Raw genomic sequence first — 20,928 nt, 5'->3', positions numbered from 1 at the left:
TTCAATAACAGTTTATGGTAGTTTTGAGGTGCACTTTATCGCAGAAACAGATCTGCTGGTCGGGAAGGCAGGGCTGCGGAAATTCTTTTACGAAATAATAAAGATGAAGGTATGAGTATGGAGGGGGATGCTGAATCCCTCCCCGGATAAAAGATACATCCTTTGACTGCAGAAAGCTTGCAGTGGGTTTGGGTACAATGGGACACAGGTACAAAGGGACATAGGTACAAAGTAGCAAGGTTACAGCATGCAAGTCTGAATGAACCCAGTCAGGGCAGGAACGTACCAGCTGGGACGGGTGATGATAATAAAAGTTCAAACCTCGAACCTCGAACTTCAAACCTCAAACGGCCCCGAGGTGGCCTATGACCCCTCCCCGAGTCTAAGATAAAGATTTACATTGCAGGAAGCTTGCAGTTCAGTGAGGGACATAGGTACAGGGTTACAAAGGGACAATGGGGGATTGAAGATAGCAGTTGTGAGCGAAGAAATCATAACCTCTAATGCCAACTGTTAACTGCTAACCCGGGGTTCTAAACCCCTCCCCGAGTCTAAGATAAAGATTTACACTGCAGGAAGCTTGCAGTGGGTTTGGGTACAATGGGACACAGGTACAAAGGGACATAGGTACAAAGTAGCAAGGTTACAGCATGCAAGTCTGAATGAACCCAGTCAGGGCAGGAACGTACCAGCTGGGACGGGTGATGATAATAAAAGTTCAAACCTCGAACCTCGAACTTCAAACCCCAAATGGCCCCGAGGGGGCCTGTGACCCCTCCCCGAGTCTAAGATAAAGATTTACACTGCAGGAAGCTTGCAGTGGGTTTGGGTACAATGGGACACAGGTACAAAGGGACATAGGTACAAAGTAGCAAGGTTACAGCATGCAAGTCTGAATGAACCCAGTCAGGGCAGGAACGTACCAGCTGGGACGGGTGATGATAATAAAAGTTCAAACCTCGAACCTCGAACTTCAAACCTAAAACGGCCCCGAGGGGGCCTATGACCCCTCCCCGAGTCTAAGATAAAGATTTACACTGCAGGAAGCTTGCAGTCAATTAAGGGACACAGTTACATAGGGACACAGTTACAAAAGAGATAGGAGATAGCAGTTCTGAGCATAGAAGTCATAAGCTCTACTGCCTACTGCAAACTGCAAACTGCAAACTGCTAACTGCTAACTGCAAACTAGCCCACAACTCTCCGGTACCGATAGTTACATTGCTACCCGAATAATTTCGATCAGGCGATAAGTAATTTTATTCTTCATAACTGAACCTTTAATCTACCCCTCCCGTAACTATAGGTAGATCAGTCATTAACTGTACGGTATCTTAACAAAAATTAAAACAAATTCAGTTGAGATGTTTGTAAATTGAATTCCTTAAAAAAAAGCTATGAAAATATTTACCCCGGTTTTGATGGTTTTCGCCTTATTACTGGCGCCATCTTGCCAATCCTCGAATAACAAGAAGAAGGTCGAAGAGAGTACTCCCCGTCAGGAAACTGTTAAAGCAGACTTTCCCCAGGACTTGTCAGCCTATGAAACTGCTTATTTTGCAAGTGGTTGCTTTTGGTGTGTAGAAGCTATTTTTGAAAGTGTCCGCGGTGTTGCCGAAGTTGTTTCAGGCTATGCCGGCGGTAAAGAAGAAAATCCTACTTACGAAGCCGTCAGTTACGGGCGGACTACCCATGCGGAAGCCGTTAAAGTGTATTACGATAAGGAGAAAATAAGTTTCCAGGAATTGGTGCAGGTGTTCTTCGGATCACACGATCCAACTACCCTTAACCGCCAAGGTCCGGATCGCGGTCCTCAATACCGATCGATCGCCTTCTACCAATCCGAATCAGAAAAGGCATTCATCGAACAATATATCAAGGCCTTAGAAGACAATAAAGTCTACAGCCAGCCCATAGTCACTGAAGTTAAACCCTTGGATATTTTTTATGAAGCAGAGGAATATCACCAGGACTATGAGCATAAGAATCCTAATAATTCCTATATCAGGAATGTATCTGTACCTCGGCTTAATCGATTTAAAGAAAATTTTCCGGGCTACCTGAAGAAGCATTCTGAAAAAACTTCCCACTAAATTTTTTTCACTTTATAAAACGGGCCATCTGGCCCGTTTTTTTTTGATTTCAAGCCCGCATCGGTTATATCAAACCTCAATCTTTTAGTGCTATTTTTCTTACTTTTGATGTAATAATATAACTATTAATGAACTAATTTTCGTATATTATAACCTGGTTTCCCCCGAATCCTGATCCTATTGGTCAATGGGGTAAACTTTAAATGTAGAATAACATAGCCCCTATCCTATGTTGAAAAATTACGTACCCTTCTTCCTGATTCTTGTATTGCTCCTTAGCTGTAATAAAGGAATTCGTAAGGAAGATCACGATATAAAAGAGGTGACCTATACCCGTATAGTACCAAAACTAGACGGTATCCCGGACGATTCTTGTTGGAGAAAAAGTAAATGGCATGACCTGGACCAAAACTGGAAGGGTGAACCGTACACCCCGGATGACTTCAGTGGAAGGTATAAACTAAGCTGGAGTACCAATGCTCTTCACTTATTACTCGAAGTTATTGACGATAGCTTGTTCGATAAACAAGCAGATCCTTTAAAACTATGGTGGGATGACGATTCAGTAGAAATCTTTATTGATGAAGATAATTCCGGCGGCCTGCATCAGTACAGTCACAATGCCTTTGCATATCACGTCGCCCTTGATGGGAATGTAGTCGATGTAGGTCCTAGCAGGAAACCTAGGCTCTATAATAATCACTTAAAAATTGCCAGGAAAACGATCGGAGAAAAAAGTATTTGGGAAATGTCTATCGCACTTTACCCAGATACTTATAACGACGATAATTCACAATCAAGGATAACCCTCGATAAGGATAAACGTATAGGTTTTGCTTTAGCCTATTGTGATAACGACGGAAGTATAGAGAGAGAGAACTTTATCGGGTCGGTTTTTGTCCCCGGCGACAATAAGAACCTGGGATGGATCAATGCAGACATCTTCGGGACACTGGTACTGGTAGAATAAATATTATTGTAGAATAACTTCACTGTAATTCGCACGGATGACTACAGTTTTATTATTGTTTTTATCAAGGTAAGATCCTTGGTATTTCTCGAATCCACCTGGCAGTTTATCTCCAGATTTCTTTGCAAATCCCGGAAGCTTTAGTTCGTTCGCATTTCCCTCTACGGTAAGACTATAGGCCGTGGCGGGCATTTTACACTGCAGTTCACCATTCTGTAAACTAATATCCACCTTTTCAAATCCATCCGAAATATTCCGGATATGCAGGGAACCCAAACTGTTCATTATCTTGGCATTTTTCTGCAAACGGTCAATGGTGACTTCGGAAGAGTTGGCACGAAGGTCCAGTTTATGCACTTCGTCTAAGATGACTTCTCCGGAAAAGTCGGTCTGAAGAGAACCCAGCTTCCATAATTGGACGGCCACCGGAGAATAGGCCACGTATATTTTCGTGGCCGATCCGTCAATGGTTTTTGCTTTCAGCGAAGCATAAGATAAATTAGCATCCAGGTTGCTCGTTTGTGAAGCCAACTTTACTTCCCCGTGTTTCACATTCATTTTAATTTTAAGATTCTTGGGCATCTTTACCCTAATGGTCTTCTTGATCTTAAATTTCTTATGTTCCCCGTCTTCGGAGAAATAAAAAACGTTGGGGGCCTCAGATTTACCATCTCGATGTATAATCACGTTTTTTCTCTCTACCCTGGCCTCGTCAAGGGCCTTTCGGGCCGTCTCCCTGGCGTAAATACGGGCTTCTTCCATCTCTTTCCTCATTTCTGCACGGGCGGCTTCCATTTCCTGCCTGGCTTCGGCTCTTACCGCATCCATTTCTCTCCTCCTCTTTTCCCGCTCCTCAGTCATATTCTCGCGCATTTCCGCACGCTTTTCCATCCGCTCGCTGTAAGCCTCCATTCGATCTGCCATGGATTCTGACCAGGCCTCCAATTCCTTCTCGTACTTTTCATCGAAACCTTTACGGAATTCCTTTTGCCATTTCTTCATATATTTTTCACCATCCTTTTTAAAGGCCTCGTAATCAAAATTCTCTTTCGGCATTGGTGGCATTGGGGGTAGATCTGGCATCGGGGGTAAATCCGGTATCTCGAGATCGTGAAACAGCAGTTCCATCTGTGGCTTCATTTCCATCGCGATGTGTGCCCCTGGTGCTGTTGTGAAATTATAGCTCATGGCCATAGGGCTTCCTGAATCTGTTCTGATCTGGATTTTTTCACTGTTTCCGAGGATATTAATCTTATTTTTTTCAAAATAAGCCTTTGCTTGTTCTTCATCAGCTCCCTCCAGTTCAATGGTGGCCTCCACGACCACCTGCTGCTGATCCCAGGTTTCAAATTCAAGGTCTGCATGAGATGTAGTGATATCGATTACCGTTTCTGGAGATACTTTAAATGTCTCCTTGTAGGATTTCGTTTGTGCCTGGGCACTGAGCCCGGCAAGAAAAAAAAGACATAAGCCCCAAGTGCCTGCCTTAAATACTGTGTGATGTGACTGTTTCATTTTTTGATGATTTTAAATGATTGATTTTATCCCTGAGTTTGTAAAGAAGATCTAAACGGGTCTGGAGGTTATAGATCAGTGCTTCTATGGTCTGATCATTAGGTCCCAAATCGTTCAGTTCCTTTTGTAATTCCTTATAAGCTTCGTTAAGCGTAGCTAATCGCTCCATATAATCGTTCACCATATTTTGGTTCTCCGGAGATATTTCCAATTCGGCCAGTTCCATGTTGATACTTGCCAGGTAAAAGTTTTCTATTTTCTCCAGGTCCGGTGAGAGGTCTCCCAAGGATATCGTTTGCTGCTGTACGGGCTCCTTCTCATCCAGAACAAGTGGTTGTTGCTCAGGAATAACCTGGTTCTCTTGCTGCAGAAAGACAATACCTAGGCCCACTACCACAATGATACTTGCCGCCATGAGCCACCAATTAATTCTATTACTCCGAGGTTTATTATGGGCACGATCAAGCTTCTCCAGGAACCTTTGTTCGTGACCTTCTTTCATCTGCCCCCTCATTTCCTTTTCCTCTTTCAGTAAATCCCTAAGATCCCGTCCCATGAGTTAACCTTTTTAATTGATCCTTTAACTTGTTTTTTCCCCTTAACAACCGTGTCCTGCAATTGGTCTCACTGATACCGAGGATCTCACTGATCTCGGAATGGTCATATCCCTCGAGCAGGAAAAGCTGTAATACCAGTTTATATTTATCCGGCAGCCGCTCTATCTCTTCCTTTACTTGTTCAGCAGATATGTCATTTTCTACCTCCCAGTCGTCATCATCCACCAGGTATACCCCGTTCTCATTCAATTCCACGTATAGTTCTTTCTTGGCCTTCAAAAAATCGATACAGCGATGTATTACAATCCGTTTTAACCAAGCTCCAAAACTGACTTCTCCCCGGTACTGCTCTATTCTTTGAAAGGCTTTTATAAACGCCTCCTGAAGAACATCCTCTGCATCATCACTGTCTTTCAGGTATCGGCTAGCGACAATATACATTCCGTCACAGTACTGCCTGTAAAGGGTGAGTTGTGCTTTCCTGTCATTAGCTTTGCAGAGCCGGACTAATTCTAATTGTTGCAGAAGGTTAGTTTCCAATTCTTAGATAGTTGTTACTTAAAAGACGACGCGGAAATCGTCGCGTTGCAAAAAAGTTTACTTTTATTTTTAATTTTTACCATTTGGAACAAATTACAATTAAAAACCATTTCCTGCAGTTACAGGTGCTTACCTATGGAGCTATCATCCAAAGGCTTTCCTTACTTTCCGGAGATCATGAATCTATAGATTTGGTGGTAGGTCTTAACGACCCTGAAGACTATAAAAATGATGAGAACTCTTTAGGTGCTTGCATTGGCCGTTTTGCGGGTAGAATCTCTGGCGGCGGATTTATGCTTGATGGCACTTTCTACAGATTAGCCGAAGAAAACGGGGTACATCTCCATGGAGGTAATAAAGGATTCGCGAAGAGAGAATGGACTATTCTGGAAGTCTCCGAAGGACCTGAGCCTTCTGTTAGTCTTGGATATAGTAGTGAACATATGGAAGAAGGGTATCCCGGCAAATTAAATTGTCGTGTAACTTACACCTTAAAAAATAATGGCCTGGAGATTGTTCATCGCGCGACAACCGACAGGCCCACAATCGTTAACCTGACCAACCACTCCTATTTCCGTCTGGATAAGGAAGACACCATTGAACATTACCGTTTACAGCTCAATTGCCATGAGTACCTGGAAACCGGGGCAGATCTTATCCCCACAGGGGCCATTAAAACAGTGAAAGGCACCGAGTTCGATTTTTTACAAGCAAAACCCATCGGACAGGTGAAATTAGATACTCCTTTCGTGTTGGGGAAATCCAGTGGTACTATAGCAGAATTACATTCTGATAGTTCCGGAATCCGGATGACTGTACAGACCAACCAGCCCGCGCTAATAGTCTATCGGCCTGAAAATCTAACGGCCATTTGCTTCGAAACTCAGCTACATCCCGATGCCCCGAACCACGCATATTTTCCTTCTTCAGTGCTCAGGCCCGGGGAGACCTACGAAAACAGAACTCTATTTAGTTTTGACCGGGTAAAAAACTAATCGATCACTTAATCTAGAAGGAGGTTCAAGTTTACAGTTATATTATCCTGGGTAGCCTGGCTGAACGTACATCTTTCATGGGCATCATTCACCAGGGATTCTCCTGTTTCTTTATTCACATCGGGAATGTAGACATCCAGGGTGGCTTCTAAGAACATCCCATCCTCATCTTCATTGCCGGCAATATGTACAGTAACTGAAATATCTTCCGTGGATGTCATGCCATGCTCTGTAGCAGTTGCCTCCAAGGCGGCGGCAAAGGAAGCGGCATAACCGGCCGCAAGCAATTCTTCCGGGCTGGTTGCATCATTGTTTTCAAGGCTGCCTGATGCCGGCATCACTTGCATATCTATAGTTCCAGCGTCACTCGCCACATGTCCCTTACTGCCTCCTGTATGTGTTGCTGATGTCTCGAATATTGTTTTCATGGTATCTGATTTTGTTTGCTTATAATATAACATTTGATCCGTAAACGACATGAACCCGATCATTAAAATTCTTGTAAATATCCGGACATAAAAGTTATCGATTTCACCCTCAGCTACATAAATACAACTGAGGAATAGCAAGTATGTATCATAGCATTCGGGCGGATTTTGTAATTTTAATCCACATCCTGAAAACTAGCAGCATGAGAATTATTAAATGGATCGTCATCGTATTGGTTGCCGTTGTACTCTTGTTTCAATTTGTAGCCAAACCGTATTTGAAAGAGCAGACTAAAAAACACAGTCCTCAAATAACCAATACTTTTCAGAATGAAGAGCTACAACTCCAAGTGACCTACAGCAGTCCATTTAAAAAAGGAAGGGTTATTTTCGGGGAACTTGTGCCATACGACGTGGTATGGCGAACCGGTGCGAACGAACCCACAACCTTTCGTACAGAATCGGACATTACTATCATGGGGAATTCCCTTGCTGCAGGCACTTATTCTCTCTGGACCAAACCGGGCAAGGAGAACTGGTCTGTTTATTTCAACCACGAAGTCCCGGACTGGGGAGTCACCATCAGCAGTGGTGGCAGGGAAACTACACGCAATCCCGAAAAAGATGCTGTCGTAGTCCAGGTTCCGGTAATCGATCTGCAACAGACAGAAGAAAGCTTTACCATTGATTTCAGCGAAGAAGAGATGGTCTATATGAACTTGTACTGGGACACCACGAAGGTCAGGATCCCAATTACACCTTAATTACTTGTTTATCGAGAACTCCGGGAACATCAGAAAATCCAGAAAACCAACATCAGACGAACTAATCAAGGGTATTCGTTCCGGCGACCAGACCGCCCTGGCACGGGCTATTACCCTGGTTGAAAGCACCAGGCCTGAAGACCGGGAACTGGCGCACCTTATTCTTCAAAGAACTGCAGACAACAGCAGGAAAAGTGTCCGCATAGGAATTACAGGGGTACCCGGTGTTGGCAAGAGTACCTTTATTGAAGCCTTTGGCGGAATGCTAACCGCGCGTGGAGAAAAGGTAGCGGTTTTAGCGGTGGACCCCACAAGCACCTTGAGCAAAGGCAGTATACTGGGAGATAAGACCCGGATGGTAACCCTGGTAAACGATCCAAATGCATATATCCGTCCTTCAGCCTCCGGGGCTAATCTTGGCGGTGTGGCACGATCTACACGGGAAACAATAGCTCTATGTGAAGCTGCAGGCTACGGGATCATCCTGGTTGAAACCGTAGGGGTTGGTCAGAGCGAAACCACGGTACATGGGATGGTCGATTTTTTCCTCCTGCTAAAACTCGCCGGCGCCGGAGATGAGCTGCAGGGAATTAAACGGGGTATTATGGAAATGGCAGACAGCATCGTCATCAATAAAGCGGATGGGGAAAATAAAGCGGCGGCTAAACAGGCTATGCAGGAATTCCGAAGGGCCCTTCACCTCTACCCTCCTAAAGAAAACGGGTGGACGCCTAAAGTGCTCAGCTGCTCTTCCCTGGAAAAAGAGGGCATAGAAGAAATCTGGCAAGTAATAAATGAATACGTAAGAGACACCAGGGCTTCCGGTAGTTTTGATCGTAAAAGAGAAAGGCAAAATAAAAACTGGTTCCTAACCGCCTTGGAAAGCCGTCTAAAAGAACATTTTTACAACCATCCCCGGACAAAAAAGGCCATGAATGAACTGCTTAAAAAAGTAGAGCAGGGCGTAATTTCACCTTTCCAGGCAGCAAATGAATTGATGGAGAAGGTCTCCGGCATACTAAAATAAAAAAACTAAATTTGCTCCATCAAAATCGCTTCCATGAAACCCCTTACCAATGCCCTTCTTTCTGTTGTAGTTCCATTGTATAACGAAGAGGAGAACGTGGTCTTACTAACTGATAAGATCCATGAGGCGTTGCATGGTTATACGTACCAGATTGTCTATGTTGATGATTTTTCTAAAGACAGTACTAAGCAGGTGGTGAACGCTATGGGCGATCCTCTGGTTCACTTGGTAGCGCTTAAAAAAAATTACGGACAAAGCCTCGCCCTGGCTGCCGGGATTGATTACGCCGAGGGAGAATACATCATCACTATGGATGGCGACCTTCAGAACGATCCAGCGGATATTCCGGAAATGCTATCACATGTAATAGACGGCCCTTATGATGTGGTCACCGGGATCAGGCAGAAAAGACAGGACTCCTTAGTTAAAAAGATCCCTTCTAAGATTGCAAACTTCATGGTTCGAAGGGTCACCAAACTCGATATCAAGGATAACGGTTGTGCCCTGAAAGTCTTTACCAGGGATATTGCCAAAGACCTGAATCTATATGGGGAAATGCATCGTTTTATCACCTTGCTGGCTCACCTGGAAGGGGCCCAGATTAAACAGGTTCCCGTAAAACATCACGCCAGGCATGCAGGCGTATCTAAATACGGCTTGGAACGCGTGTTTAAGGTGGTGGCAGATATGATGCTCTTGCTATTTATCCGAAAATACTTCCAGAGGCCTATTCACCTCTTCGGGATATTTGGTGTATTACTGATTATCCTGGGAGTACTGATAAATTTTTATCTCCTGGTTATTAAGCTAGGCTTTAACGAGGATATCGGTACCAGGCCCCTGCTGATTTTCGGGATGATGTTCATCCTCGCCGGCATACAGCTATTTACCATTGGTATAGTAATGGAACTCCTGATCCGTACGTACTACGAATCCCAGAAAAAGAGACCTTACCGCATTAAAAATGTATCTGTCGGTGGTGATGTCTCGTAAAAAGATAACCACTGCCCTGAAGATTATTTTCAGCCTGTTGCTGCTGTATTTTATCTTTACTAAAATAGAACCGGCAAAGGTCTGGCAGGTACTTAAACGATCAGAACCCCTGTATGTGCTTGCCGCACTGCTCTTCTTTATCGTTTCAAAAATTCTTTCTGCATTCAGACTTAATTTGTACTTCCATCAGCTCCAGGTATTTTTAACTCAACTGAGTAACCTTAAATTATATTTGCTTGGAATGTTCTACAACCTATTTCTTCCCGGCGGGATCGGAGGTGATGCATATAAAGGATATTTGGTTCGGAAAAAATTTGATGTCAGGACCAAAGAGGTAGTTGCAGCACTTGTCGTCGACCGTTTGAGTGGGATGTTACTGCTTTTTATATATGCCTGCATTCTTGCGATCAGTTCCTTGCCGGACTATGTCCCTGGTTTTAGCTTGTACCTGGGTACCGGGATGGTATTGAGCGTATTGGTTTTCTGGGGCTTGCAGAAAAGATATTTCCCATACTTGTTACCGGTGTTTTGGTCCTCTTTTGCCTTTTCTGCAATGGTTCAGTTTTCGCAATTGATAGCTGCCTATTTCATTCTTAAAGCCCTTGCGGTAGACTATGCCCAGGTAACCTATCTCCTGATTTTTCTTATTTCCTCTATTGTAGCTGTATTACCACTTACCCTCGGAGGGATCGGTAGCCGGGAAGTTGTGTTCTACTACGGGGCACTCTGGTTTGGCCTCGAAGAACAAACCTCGGTGGGAATCAGTATGATGTTCTTCCTGATTACCGCCTTGGTATCTTTGGGAGGTTTCATATACCATTTCAGGAAACCGGAATTAGAAGTTATACTAAACAGGGTCCAAAAAAACTAGGTTAAGTTAAGGCCTAAGATGCAACAGGTACATCTGATGTAATACCTCCTTACGGGTATCTGGGTTTAGAAATCTTGCTTGCAACCTGGTGATTCTGAACTGATCTACGGCGTACTCCCGATCCCAGACATAACCATCGCTTTGTAAATCTGCCCTTTCTTTCTCGGTTACATACAGCCAGGTATTGTCTGCAGATGCCAACTGCTCTGGCCCGATCTTACTTAGTGGCCGCTTATTGTAAAAGTCGAGCGCCCATGTATGCCGGTCAGTGAGTTTAAAAATACGATCCGTCGGGATTCCTTCCTCGGCCACCACTTTTGCCATATTAGACCCCCCCTGGTACTCCAATAATTGCGGGTAGAAATAAGCATTCAGCATCAGGTTCAACAGTAATGAACTCATTAACCCCAGGAACACCAGCTTTCTGTAGACTCCTACCCTACCCAAGAGATACCAGGTCGTTAGTCCGGCAATCACTAAAAACCCGGAAAACCACTTTCCGAAAGATGAAGGGAAGACATACCAGCCGATGAATGAAACACATAGGATTACCAATCCAAAAATAAAATGCTGAAACCCGAGCAACCATCTTAAAACCTTGCGGTTTCTGCTGTCATAAAGCTCGTATAGGAACACGGCAGATAGTATTGCGAATAATGGAATGGTAATATTTAAATAGTGCGGTAGCTTAAACTGTGCAAAACTGATAATTATAAAGATGAGGGTAATTCCGCCCAGGGTCATTAATTCGAGCCCTGCATATTTTTTAAAGCGTTGCCTGACCAGGGTTTTCATTCGCTTACCATAAGCTGCTAGCCCAACGATGGTCCAGGGCAAAAATACCCAGAGAAAGGTGTGGAAGAAAAAGAAATAATCACTGCTGTTCTTACCCACTCCTTCTCCACTGAGTCGTTCAAAACTTTGCTCCCAAAAAATGAAAAGAATCCCACTTCTCCCAGACTGCCCCCTGATCACTTTTTCCGGATGCAGGTCAAATTGTTGATAATAGGCATAGAGCATTGGGCTGATACTGATCCCAAAAATTACGATGGCCAGCAATACCTTCCAATGAATTAGGGCACTCCAATATTTTTTATACGCTATATGGCAGAGGAGCGGTAAACCCAATACCAACAATGCGATCTGACCCTTGGTCGAAAAGGCAATAGCTGCACCGAAGGCCCCCAATAGAATAGCCCGCAGAGAACTGGTCTCTAAATAGGTTGCAAGTTGCCATAGAGCAAATACGGTAAAACCGGTAAGTACGGCATCGGTTCGCACATCGATCCCGGACAGTACGATGGTCTGTGCAGACAGGAAAATAAGGGAAGCCAGCCAGCCCACTTCTCGGCGATATAAGAGTTTTCCAAGCCCGTAACAACTATAAGCTCCTAAAAAGGTGACGAGTATTGCAGGGATGCGATAGGCCCAGTCATGAAGTCCGAATAGTTTATAGGACAGTGCAGCGAGCCAGTAGTGCATATGAGGTTTATCCAAGTATTCTTCGGTGCCCTTCACCAGGCTCAGGAAATCATTCTCTTGCACCATGCGCATGGCCATGACGGCAAACTGAGCCGAGTCATTTTCGAACAGGGTAACAAATAAGCCTACCAGGTATACCAGGCTGATCAATAAGAGCATCAGGCGATATTGAGAATCCTTGATCATCCTCTGCTTTTACGTAATACAATTTTATATAAACCCGAGAAGATGTACCCGAATACTGTTCCTATACCCATACCCGCGAGAACGTCTAAGGGGTAATGTACCCCGATGTAGATTCGGCTATATCCTACCATGATTGCCCATAATAATAGTAACCATGCAAAATAGCGTCGGCTGTCCTTGAATAACTGGAAGAAGAATACGCCTACTCCCATTGCATTAGCCGCGTGAGCAGAGAAAAAACCATATTGACCTCCGCAATAGGACTTCACCTGTCGCATAACAAGGCTTAGATCCAGGTCATAGCAGGGTCTTGGCCTTGCAAAACCATATTTAAAGAAATTGGAAAGTTGGTCCGTACAGGTGATCAGCAATGCCACGCTTACCAGGAGCATCAGGGTGCCTTTTAACCCGAATTTGCGGTAAACCAGGAAAAGCAAAATGACATATAATGGAATTGCACTCCATTTGTCGGTCATAAACATCCAGAAGTCATCCCAGGCGGGCGTACCCAGCCCATTAAGAAATAAGAAAAGGTCCTTGTCTGCTTGAATAAGGGTCTCCTTCATATCACTCTTCGTATCGGCTTACTTCCCGGTCATAAAAAGCAGTAGCCTTCTCTATCAAATCAGTTGCTTCACTTTCCAGTTCCTCCTCATCTTCCTGTGAAAATTCTTCTAGCCATTCTACTTCATCGTCCTCAAGGTTAATAATGAACCTGGGGTATTCTGTATGCACGATGAAAATTGCGTTAGGGTAATCCGTATTGTCTCCAAGTAAAAATTTTGGAAGTTCCATATTTTATTTTTCTTATTTAAACATAGACCAGCTGTGTAACCGGCTTTTAAAATTGCCGTATTTACCGGGGTTCACTACCAAGCCTGATCAATCGTTTTGTCATAAAATTGAATCGAATATACAACATAATGGCTGAAGCCGACAGGCCGGCCAGAAGCCCTATCCATATTCCGCTGCTCCCCAGCTCTGTATGGAGTCCGAGGTAAAAACTGACCGGGAATCCGATCAACCAATAGGCAATAAACGTGATCAGCGTAGGAATTTTTACATCCTGTAGTCCTCTCAGTGCTCCAAGGATCACTACCTGCAGTCCATCCGATATCTGGAAGAAGGCGGCGACAAACAGCAGTTGTGAAGCCAATAGTAATACCTCCATATTATCCACATAATTTACGGGATCCTGAACATCCAGGTAAATAGTGGGGAACCAGTTCCTGCCCAATAGGAATAGGGTGGCAAAGACGATCATTAATAAGAAGGTCAGGAAAAATATGGATTGTGCGATCCTCCGTAATTCCCGGAAACTTCTCAAACCCTTTTGGTTACCGACCCTGATCATGGCCGCCACCCCAAGCCCCATACCAAACATAAAGGTCATGCTGCTCAGGTTAAGTGCGATCTGGTTGGCTGCCTGTGGATTCTTTCCAAGTACGCCACTTAACCAGATCGCTGCTGTAAAAATGGCTACTTCAAAGAACATTTGAAGGGAGGACGGGAAACCGAGATCGATAATTTTCCTTATCATCTTCTTCTCCAACAGCCTGAATTTAAAACCCGTTACATAGGAACTGAACCTGGCTTTCTTTTTAAGGATCATCCAAATAAATACCACCATAATTACCCGTGACACCAGGGTTCCTATGGCTGCACCTATTATCCCTAGCTGCGGAAACCCTAGTTTACCGAAGATAAGCAAGTAGTTCAGCGTAATATTGACCACGTTGGCGATGACTGTGGCATACATGGGGTACCTGGTCTGTGACAAGCCTTCCGAAAACTGCTTGAATGCCTGGAATATAATCAGGGGGATCAGGGAAAATGCAACTAAATCCAGGTATGGCAGCGCTAACTCCACTACTTCTTCGGGCTGGTCCATGAGGTACATCAGGGGTTTACATAAGAGCATCAACCCAAATAGGGCAACAGCCAATACGGTACATAGTACCAAGCCGTGCTTTAGGGCATTTTTGGCATCTGTTGCCTGCCCTGCCCCATCGGCCTCAGCTACAAGGGGAGTAATTGCCGTTGAGAATCCAATCCCTATAGACATAGCGATAAAGACAAAACTGTTGCCGAGGGAAACGGCTGCCAGTTCTGCAGTTCCCAATTGTCCCACCATGATGTTATCGGCGAATGCGACGAAGGTATGACCGAGTAAACCGAGGATTACCGGTGTGGCAAGGCGTATATTGTATTTAAATTCTCTGGTATAATCCCCGAACAAAGCATTGTTTTTTTGGCGTGGCAAATATATACGGTTAAACCGACTTTCCGGTGGTTTTAATCCGGTTCTCAGGCTTTCTTAGCCTCTTCCCAGAAGACGTCCATTTCTTCAAGACTCATTTCCTTAAGGCTTTTACCGGATTCTTTCGCTTTTGTTTCGAGGAACTGGAACCTCCTGATAAACTTTTTATTCGTGCGCTCCAATGCATTTTCAGGGTTAACATTCAGGAAGCGTGCATAATTGACCATAGAAAAGAGGACATCTCCGAATTCTGCTTCTATCCTGTCTTCTGTTCCTGAATTTACTTCATGCTCCAGTTCAGAGAGTTCTTCCCGTACTTTTTCAAATACCTGTTCTGGTCGCTCCCAGTCAAAACCAACTCCGGCCACCTTATCCTGTATCCGGTTGGCCTTTACCAGGGCAGGCAGGCTGGCCGGCACTCCTTCAAGAACACTACTCTTCCCTTCTTTCAACTTAATATTCTCCCAGTTCTTCTTAACCTCTTCCTCGGTCTGGGCAGAAACGTCCCCGTAAATATGGGGGTGGCGATGAACCAGTTTTTCCGAGATCCCATTCGCCACATCAGCAATATCAAAATCTCCTGTTTCCGACCCGATTTTGGCGTAAAAGACAATATGAAGTAACAGGTCTCCTAATTCTTTTCTTACTTCATCCAGGTTATTGTCCAGGATAGCATCCCCTAACTCGTAAGTCTCTTCTATGGTTAGGTGCCGCAAGCTTTGCAGGGTCTGTTTTTTATCCCAGGGACATTCTGCTCGTAATTCGTCCATGATGGTCAGGAGACGGTCTATTGCTTTTAATTGGGATTCCCTGGAATTCATATCGTTCAATTTGGGCAAAAGTACAAATACAGGGAAAATATCTCCCGTATTTTTTCGCCGAGGGCTTTTATATACTCAAAGGATTTGATCAGATATGTGATATCCCGAAAAGAAGGTTTTGGTATCTTTATTCGATAACCCAGACCACTCTAAACATGTTAATTACAAAGGCACTAGTATTGGGAGTTGCCACTTTTTTCTTCACTGCTTCCCCCGCATCCTTTGCATGCCCAGCGAACATGCAAACTGAGCCGTCGGACAGCACCCGGCAATTGGTCAGCACACTTCAGACCATTGATATAAAAACAGGGGAGCGCTATGTGGTTTTAGATTCTGCCATACACCTAGAAGCCCCCAATTGGACCCCGGACGGTAAAAGTCTGATCTATAATAGTAATGGGCTGTTATACAGGATTGACCTCCAGGATGGATCTCCGGAATTAATTAATACAGGGTTTGCCAAACGCATCAACAATGACCATGGTATTTCTCCGGATGGCAAAACACTGGTGATCAGTGACCAGACAGAGAACGGAAAATCGCTCATCTATACCTTGCCCATCCAAGGTGGATCACCTAAAAAAATTACTGCTAAAGGGCCTTCTTATTGGCATGGATGGTCCCCGGACGGTCAAACCCTCGCCTATTGCGCCGAAAGAAATGGAAACTACGATATCTATACTGTTCCTGTCAATGGTGGCGAAGAGCAACGGCTGACAAGTGCTGAGGGTCTGGATGATGGCCCGGATTACTCCCCGGATGGTCGTTATATCTATTTCAATTCTGTCCGAACAGGCACCATGCAGATCTGGCGTATGCTGGCCGATGGCAGTAATCCTGAACAATTGACCACGGATAAGAAAAATGACTGGTTCCCCCACCCTTCTCCCGACGGGCGCTGGCTGGTTTTTGTCAGTTTTTCAGAAGATGTACCGGCCAGTGAGCATCCCCCGGAAAAAGAAGTAGAGTTAAGACTGATGGATCTACAAACCGGGGAGATCAAAATCCTCGCATCACTTTTTGGCGGACAAGGTACCATCAATGTACCTTCCTGGGCCCCGGACAGTACAAGCCTGGCTTTCGTCAGTTATTCCTATACCAACCCATAAACACCAATAGACCAATGAACACCTTAAAAAAAATATGGATCAGCATGCTAGGCGCTGTCCTTTTTTGCGCATGTTCAGAAACTACGGAATACGATGTGATAATCAGTAATGCTCAATTGATAGATGGTAGTGGGCAAGCCTCGTATACAGGCGATGTTGCCATTAACGCCGATACCATTGCAGCTATCGGAAATCTGGATAACGCTAGGGGTAAAAAGATTATCGATGCTGAGGGACTCGTCCTTGCTCCCGGGTTTATCAATATGCTCAGCTGGGCCAATGTCTCATTGCTGGAAGATGGCCGTTCTCAAGGCGATATCAGGCAGGGTGTTACCCTGGAGGTAATGGGAGAAGGACATTCCATGGGTCCGTTGAACGAGCGTACTAAAGAAGAGATGCGTAATTCACAACAAGATATCAAGTATGATATACCATGGAACAGTCTCGGGGAATACCTAGAACACTTAGAGGAAAAAGGAGTCTCGACAAATATTGCCTCTTTTGTTGGTAATGGTACCCTCCGGGAGTATGTGATGGGCTATGAGAACAGGAAACCAAGCAGTGCAGAAATGGAGGAAATGAAATCGCTCTTAAAGCAAGCGATGGAGGAAGGAGCTGTGGGACTTTCCACCTCTCTCATTTATGTTCCCAGCGGCCATGCGAACACTGAAGAGATCATTGAATTAGCCAAAGTGGTCGCGGACTACGACGGCATGTATATTTCCCATATCCGAAATGAAGAGGACCAACTATTGGAAGCTGTAGATGAAGTGATCCAAATCGCAGCCCAGGCAGATGTGCCCGCCGAAATCTATCACTTTAAAGCCTCAGGAACAGAGAATTGGGATCTACTGGATCCTGCTATAGCCAAGATCGATAGTGCCAGGGCAGCCGGACTGGATATCACAACAGATATGTATATGTATAACGCCAGTTCTACGGGGCTCAATATCCTCTTACCGGATTGGGCTAAAGAAGGAGGTCATTCCGCCACCATGAATTTGATCGGCCAGGAGCGAAAGCGCGCGGCGATGATCGATGAAATTAAATTTCATGTGCCACCGGAAAATATAATGCTGGTAGGATTTAAGAATAAAGAGTTGCGAAACCTCATTGGTAAAACCCTCTTGGAGGTCGCAGAAGATCGCAAGACCACCCCCGAGGAAACTATTGTTGATCTCATTGCTGAAGATGACAGCAGGATACAGGTAGTGTACTTCTCCATGAATGAAAATAATATCGAAAAAAAACTGGCACTGCCTTATATGTCTATCTGTTCGGATGCCGGATCTTATACCAATGAAGGAATATTTTTAGAACAAAGTACCCATCCCAGGGCTTATGGTTCATTTGCCAGGCTATTGGGGCACTATGTCAGGGATCGGCAGGTTATTTCCCTGGAAGAAGCTATCCACAGGCTGACCGGTCTCCCAGCTAATAACCTGAAGCTTCGAAAAAGAGGCCTATTAAAAGAAGGCTACTATGCAGACCTGGTTTTGTTTGACCCAGAGGAGATAAAGGACAATGCAACCTTTGAGAAACCGCATCAATATGCCACCGGCGTTCAGTACGTCTTTGTCAATGGTACGGCGGTCCTGGATAAAGGAGAACATACGGGCGCGACCCCGGGCAAAGTGGTACGCGGACCCGGGTATAATAAGGAAGATTAAGAATGAAATGCAAAAAACGCCTTGCCGGCGCCCTACTCATAGTACTGTCGGCCTGCCAACCTTCAGGTCCTGGGCTGATCGCTAACGACGGATCACTGACTTTGGTTTCTGAAGGATATGAATTCACTGAAGGCCCGGCTTCGGACAGCCTGGGAAATGTCTATTTCACAGACCAACCCAACAACCGGATTCTGAAATGGGATTCAGGTACGGGAGAAGTTTCAGTATATATGGAACCTGCCGGAAGAGCGAATGGCTTATATGTGGATCGACAGGGGCACCTGGTCGCCGCTGCGGACGAAGTGTTTCAACTGTGGAAAATTGACAGGAACAAACAGTACGAAGTACTTGCCGGGGAATATAATGGTCAAAAATTCAATGGCCCTAATGACTTATGGATCGACCCGGAGGGTGGTATTTATTTTACGGATCCCTACTATCAAAGACCGTATTGGGAACGTACAGAAAAGGAAATAGAACAGGAAAGAGTGTATTATCTAAGTCCGGATAAGAAGGAAATCAGTATTGCTGCAGAAAACCTGGTACAGCCCAATGGTATTATTGGCACAGCGGATGCGACTACCTTATACGTTGCCGATATAGGCGATAACAAGACATACGCCTATGAAATACTGGGCAATGGTATATTAGGCAAAGCGAGCTTATTTGCAGAAATGGGTTCTGATGGGATGACCATTGATGATCAGGGCAACCTGTACCTCACCGGGGATGGGGTAACCGTCCTTGACCCTGCAGGCGAAAAGATTCTTCATATCCCCGTTCCCGAAGAATGGACCGCTAATGTAACCTTTGGAGGCAAAGATCAGAGAACATTATTCATTACCGCTATGGATGCCTTGTATTCGCTGCCTATGAAGGTGAAAGGCACAAGGTTTTAAGTAAGATGGCATTTTTATATCTTTAGAGGGGCCGTACCGACAAATCCAGGAGAGATATGTGTTATGACATAAAAAGCAGCAAGGAAGCACAATTGAAAAGGGCTAAACGCAGTGGGGACGAAAATGCCGTCAAAGAAATTGAACAGACCATCCTCCCCTTAACAGACTTGCCACTTTTCCACGCTTCGGGATTCCAACATCCTAAACTACTGATCTACACGGAAGAATCTCCCTACCTGCCCATAGTAGCACAGTGGGGCTTGGTACCACACTGGGTAAAGGACAGGCAGCAACAACAGAAATTCTGGAATAACACTCTCAATGCACGGGGAGAGACCATCTTTGAAAAACCGGCCTTCCGTGATGCTGCCAAAGAGCACCGCTGTCTCATCTATGTAGACGGATTCTATGAACATCATCATTATAAAGGAAAGACCTACCCGTATTTTATTTCTTTCAAAAACGGGGAGCCCATGGCTTTTGCCGGGCTTTGGAATACTTGGGCAGATCGTGATTCCGGAGAATACCTGACTACCTTTAGTATAGTGACCACAGTAGGAAATCCACTATTGGCACAAATACACAACAATCCTAAACTCGCCGGGCCGAGGATGCCCTTCATTATTCCGGAAGGAATGGAAGATGACTGGTTGAGCCCAATAAACGACCCGGTTGATCAGAAAGGCCTGTCGGAAATGATCAGGAGTTTCCCTGCGGACTCCCTCCAGGCTCATACTGTACGCAGGCTTAGGGGAAAAGACTATGCGGGAAATATACCTGGAATATCAGAACCATATGAATACCCGGAACTACAGGAGGCATCCTGACCCGGCCACAATATCAATACAACCAACCCAGAACCAAAAAAATGAAAAAACTGACTTTATTCCTGATGAGCTGCCTGCCGCTTTTTATAGCCGCACAGGAGGTTATCGACCTGCCGTTTGAAAAAGCATCTGCCATCAGTTGGTCGGGTAGCGAAAAAGAATACTTCTCCCAGATCTGGGATAACCAGGTGACCACGAATGTGTCCATCCCCCGGATGGAAGTTTTCCGACCCGAAAATCCTAACGGCACCGCAGTCATCATTGCACCCGGCGGTGGTTTGTACGCCCTGAGTATTGAGAGCGAAGGAAGAATGGTGGCCGAGTGGCTCAATGAGAGAGGGATAACCGCATTTGTTCTAAAATATCGACTCGTTCCAACGGGTGAAGATGGTGTTAAAGAGATCACCGTCGCTTCACAATCTAATCCTGCAGAGATCATGGAGAATGTCTCCGCGGTGATCCCGTTTTCGGTAAAAGACGGGTTGAATGCCATCTCCTTTGCCAGGAAATACGCAACTACCTATAGCATTAATCCTGACAAAATCGGGTTTATGGGGTTTTCTGCCGGTGGTGCTGTATTGATGGGAGTCGCCTACTCTTACGACGAATCTAACCGCCCGGATTTCCTGGTCCCGGTGTACCCCTGGACCACAGCGATGCCGGTACAGGACCCTCCGGAAAGCGCACCACCAATGCTGGTCATCTGTGCTTCTGACGACCCTTTACTACTTGCACCGGGAAGTGTAGAGCTATACTCCTCCTGGTTGAATAACAGTCTGCCCGCAGGGCTTCATATGTATTCCAAAGGCGGACACGGTTTTGGGATGAAAAGCCAGGGACTACCTTCCGATGACTGGATATCGAGGGTCTATGACTGGATGCTGGCCGAAGAACTGACCAATAGGATAAATCAATAGTATA

General features: G+C 45.0%; 21 protein-coding genes. 12 read left to right on the top strand and 9 right to left on the bottom strand.

Annotated elements, in window-relative coordinates:
* The first annotated feature begins 1,397 nt into the window (after positions 1–1,397).
* Positions 1,398–2,093, top strand: a complete 696-nt coding sequence (gene msrA, locus PP178_RS13485) for a peptide-methionine (S)-S-oxide reductase MsrA (protein WP_272594886.1) — start codon at positions 1,398–1,400, stop codon at positions 2,091–2,093.
* 229 nt (positions 2,094–2,322) lie between these two features.
* Complete coding sequence (locus PP178_RS13480) at positions 2,323–3,063, top strand: sugar-binding protein (protein ID WP_272594885.1); 741 nt, start codon at positions 2,323–2,325, stop codon at positions 3,061–3,063.
* Between the two features lie 3 nt (positions 3,064–3,066).
* Here the strand turns inward: PP178_RS13480 and PP178_RS13475 are convergent, their stop codons facing one another.
* From PP178_RS13475 to PP178_RS13465, 3 genes are read right to left on the bottom strand one after another with little or no spacing between them, the layout of a single operon-like run.
* Positions 3,067–4,578 carry a DUF4097 family beta strand repeat-containing protein gene (locus tag PP178_RS13475; protein ID WP_272594884.1) on the bottom strand — a complete coding sequence of 504 codons (1,512 nt, stop codon included), beginning with the start codon at positions 4,576–4,578 and terminating at the stop codon, positions 3,067–3,069.
* Entirely contained in the window at positions 4,550–5,134 is a 585-nt protein-coding gene (locus PP178_RS13470) for a hypothetical protein (RefSeq protein ID WP_272594883.1), read from the bottom strand. The genes PP178_RS13475 and PP178_RS13470 overlap by 29 nt, the downstream gene beginning before the upstream one ends.
* Positions 5,118–5,675 (bottom strand): RNA polymerase sigma factor, encoded by a 558-nt coding sequence (locus tag PP178_RS13465; protein WP_272594882.1) that lies wholly within the window; start codon positions 5,673–5,675, stop codon positions 5,118–5,120. Before PP178_RS13465 ends, PP178_RS13470 begins: the two co-directional genes overlap by 17 nt.
* A gap of 83 nt (positions 5,676–5,758) precedes the next feature.
* Between PP178_RS13465 and PP178_RS13460 the strand changes: the two genes are divergently transcribed.
* A complete protein-coding gene (locus PP178_RS13460; RefSeq protein ID WP_272594881.1) occupies positions 5,759–6,670 on the top strand; it encodes an aldose epimerase family protein in 912 nt (303 codons plus the stop codon).
* A gap of 8 nt (positions 6,671–6,678) precedes the next feature.
* Here the strand turns inward: PP178_RS13460 and PP178_RS13455 are convergent, their stop codons facing one another.
* On the bottom strand, positions 6,679–7,098 hold the full coding sequence (locus tag PP178_RS13455) for an Ohr family peroxiredoxin (RefSeq protein ID WP_272594880.1): 420 nt from the start codon (positions 7,096–7,098) through the stop codon (positions 6,679–6,681).
* Positions 7,099–7,301: 203 nt separating this feature from the next.
* Between PP178_RS13455 and PP178_RS13450 the strand changes: the two genes are divergently transcribed.
* From PP178_RS13450 to PP178_RS13435, 4 genes are read left to right on the top strand one after another with little or no spacing between them, the layout of a single operon-like run.
* The gene (locus PP178_RS13450) at positions 7,302–7,862 is read left to right on the top strand and encodes a DUF2911 domain-containing protein (protein WP_272594879.1); all 561 of its coding nucleotides are present in this window, start codon (positions 7,302–7,304) and stop codon (positions 7,860–7,862) included.
* A 4-nt stretch (positions 7,863–7,866) separates the two neighbouring features.
* The gene (meaB, locus tag PP178_RS13445; RefSeq protein ID WP_272594878.1) at positions 7,867–8,889 is read left to right on the top strand and encodes a methylmalonyl Co-A mutase-associated GTPase MeaB; all 1,023 of its coding nucleotides are present in this window, start codon (positions 7,867–7,869) and stop codon (positions 8,887–8,889) included.
* A gap of 33 nt (positions 8,890–8,922) precedes the next feature.
* Positions 8,923–9,882: a glycosyltransferase family 2 protein gene (locus tag PP178_RS13440; RefSeq protein WP_272594877.1), complete on the top strand. Its 960-nt coding sequence runs from the start codon at positions 8,923–8,925 to the stop codon at positions 9,880–9,882.
* Complete coding sequence (locus tag PP178_RS13435; protein WP_272594876.1) at positions 9,872–10,753, top strand: lysylphosphatidylglycerol synthase transmembrane domain-containing protein; 882 nt, start codon at positions 9,872–9,874, stop codon at positions 10,751–10,753. The genes PP178_RS13440 and PP178_RS13435 overlap by 11 nt, the downstream gene beginning before the upstream one ends.
* Positions 10,754–10,759: 6 nt before the next feature.
* Here the strand turns inward: PP178_RS13435 and PP178_RS13430 are convergent, their stop codons facing one another.
* From PP178_RS13430 to mazG, 5 genes are all read right to left on the bottom strand, one after another.
* A complete protein-coding gene (locus tag PP178_RS13430; RefSeq protein WP_272594875.1) occupies positions 10,760–12,421 on the bottom strand; it encodes an ArnT family glycosyltransferase in 1,662 nt (553 codons plus the stop codon).
* A complete protein-coding gene (locus tag PP178_RS13425) occupies positions 12,418–12,987 on the bottom strand; it encodes a phosphatase PAP2 family protein (RefSeq protein WP_272594874.1) in 570 nt (189 codons plus the stop codon). The genes PP178_RS13430 and PP178_RS13425 overlap by 4 nt, the downstream gene beginning before the upstream one ends.
* Position 12,988: 1 nt before the next feature.
* On the bottom strand, positions 12,989–13,216 hold the full coding sequence (locus PP178_RS13420) for a hypothetical protein (RefSeq protein ID WP_272594873.1): 228 nt from the start codon (positions 13,214–13,216) through the stop codon (positions 12,989–12,991).
* A 61-nt stretch (positions 13,217–13,277) separates the two neighbouring features.
* Positions 13,278–14,660 carry an MATE family efflux transporter gene (locus PP178_RS13415; RefSeq protein ID WP_272594889.1) on the bottom strand — a complete coding sequence of 461 codons (1,383 nt, stop codon included), beginning with the start codon at positions 14,658–14,660 and terminating at the stop codon, positions 13,278–13,280.
* A gap of 68 nt (positions 14,661–14,728) precedes the next feature.
* Positions 14,729–15,502 carry a nucleoside triphosphate pyrophosphohydrolase gene (gene mazG, locus PP178_RS13410; protein ID WP_272594872.1) on the bottom strand — a complete coding sequence of 258 codons (774 nt, stop codon included), beginning with the start codon at positions 15,500–15,502 and terminating at the stop codon, positions 14,729–14,731.
* A 239-nt stretch (positions 15,503–15,741) separates the two neighbouring features.
* Between mazG and PP178_RS13405 the strand changes: the two genes are divergently transcribed.
* The 5 genes from PP178_RS13405 to PP178_RS13385 are packed head-to-tail and all read left to right on the top strand — an operon-like array spanning position 15,742 to position 20,924.
* The gene (locus tag PP178_RS13405) at positions 15,742–16,611 is read left to right on the top strand and encodes a TolB family protein (RefSeq protein WP_272594871.1); all 870 of its coding nucleotides are present in this window, start codon (positions 15,742–15,744) and stop codon (positions 16,609–16,611) included.
* A gap of 14 nt (positions 16,612–16,625) precedes the next feature.
* On the top strand, positions 16,626–18,281 hold the full coding sequence (locus PP178_RS13400) for an N-acyl-D-amino-acid deacylase family protein (protein WP_272594870.1): 1,656 nt from the start codon (positions 16,626–16,628) through the stop codon (positions 18,279–18,281).
* Between the two features lie 2 nt (positions 18,282–18,283).
* Complete coding sequence (locus tag PP178_RS13395; protein WP_272594869.1) at positions 18,284–19,180, top strand: SMP-30/gluconolactonase/LRE family protein; 897 nt, start codon at positions 18,284–18,286, stop codon at positions 19,178–19,180.
* 56 nt (positions 19,181–19,236) lie between these two features.
* Complete coding sequence (locus PP178_RS13390; protein ID WP_272594868.1) at positions 19,237–20,007, top strand: SOS response-associated peptidase; 771 nt, start codon at positions 19,237–19,239, stop codon at positions 20,005–20,007.
* A gap of 41 nt (positions 20,008–20,048) precedes the next feature.
* A complete protein-coding gene (locus tag PP178_RS13385; protein WP_272594867.1) occupies positions 20,049–20,924 on the top strand; it encodes an alpha/beta hydrolase in 876 nt (291 codons plus the stop codon).
* The last annotated feature ends 4 nt before the right edge of the window (positions 20,925–20,928 follow it).

This window comes from Zeaxanthinibacter sp. PT1 (genome assembly GCF_028464225.1).
Lineage (GTDB): Bacteria > Bacteroidota > Bacteroidia > Flavobacteriales > Flavobacteriaceae > Zeaxanthinibacter.
The sequence above is the reverse complement of the archived record's forward strand: the minus strand, read 5'-3'. Positions and strand labels throughout refer to the sequence as shown.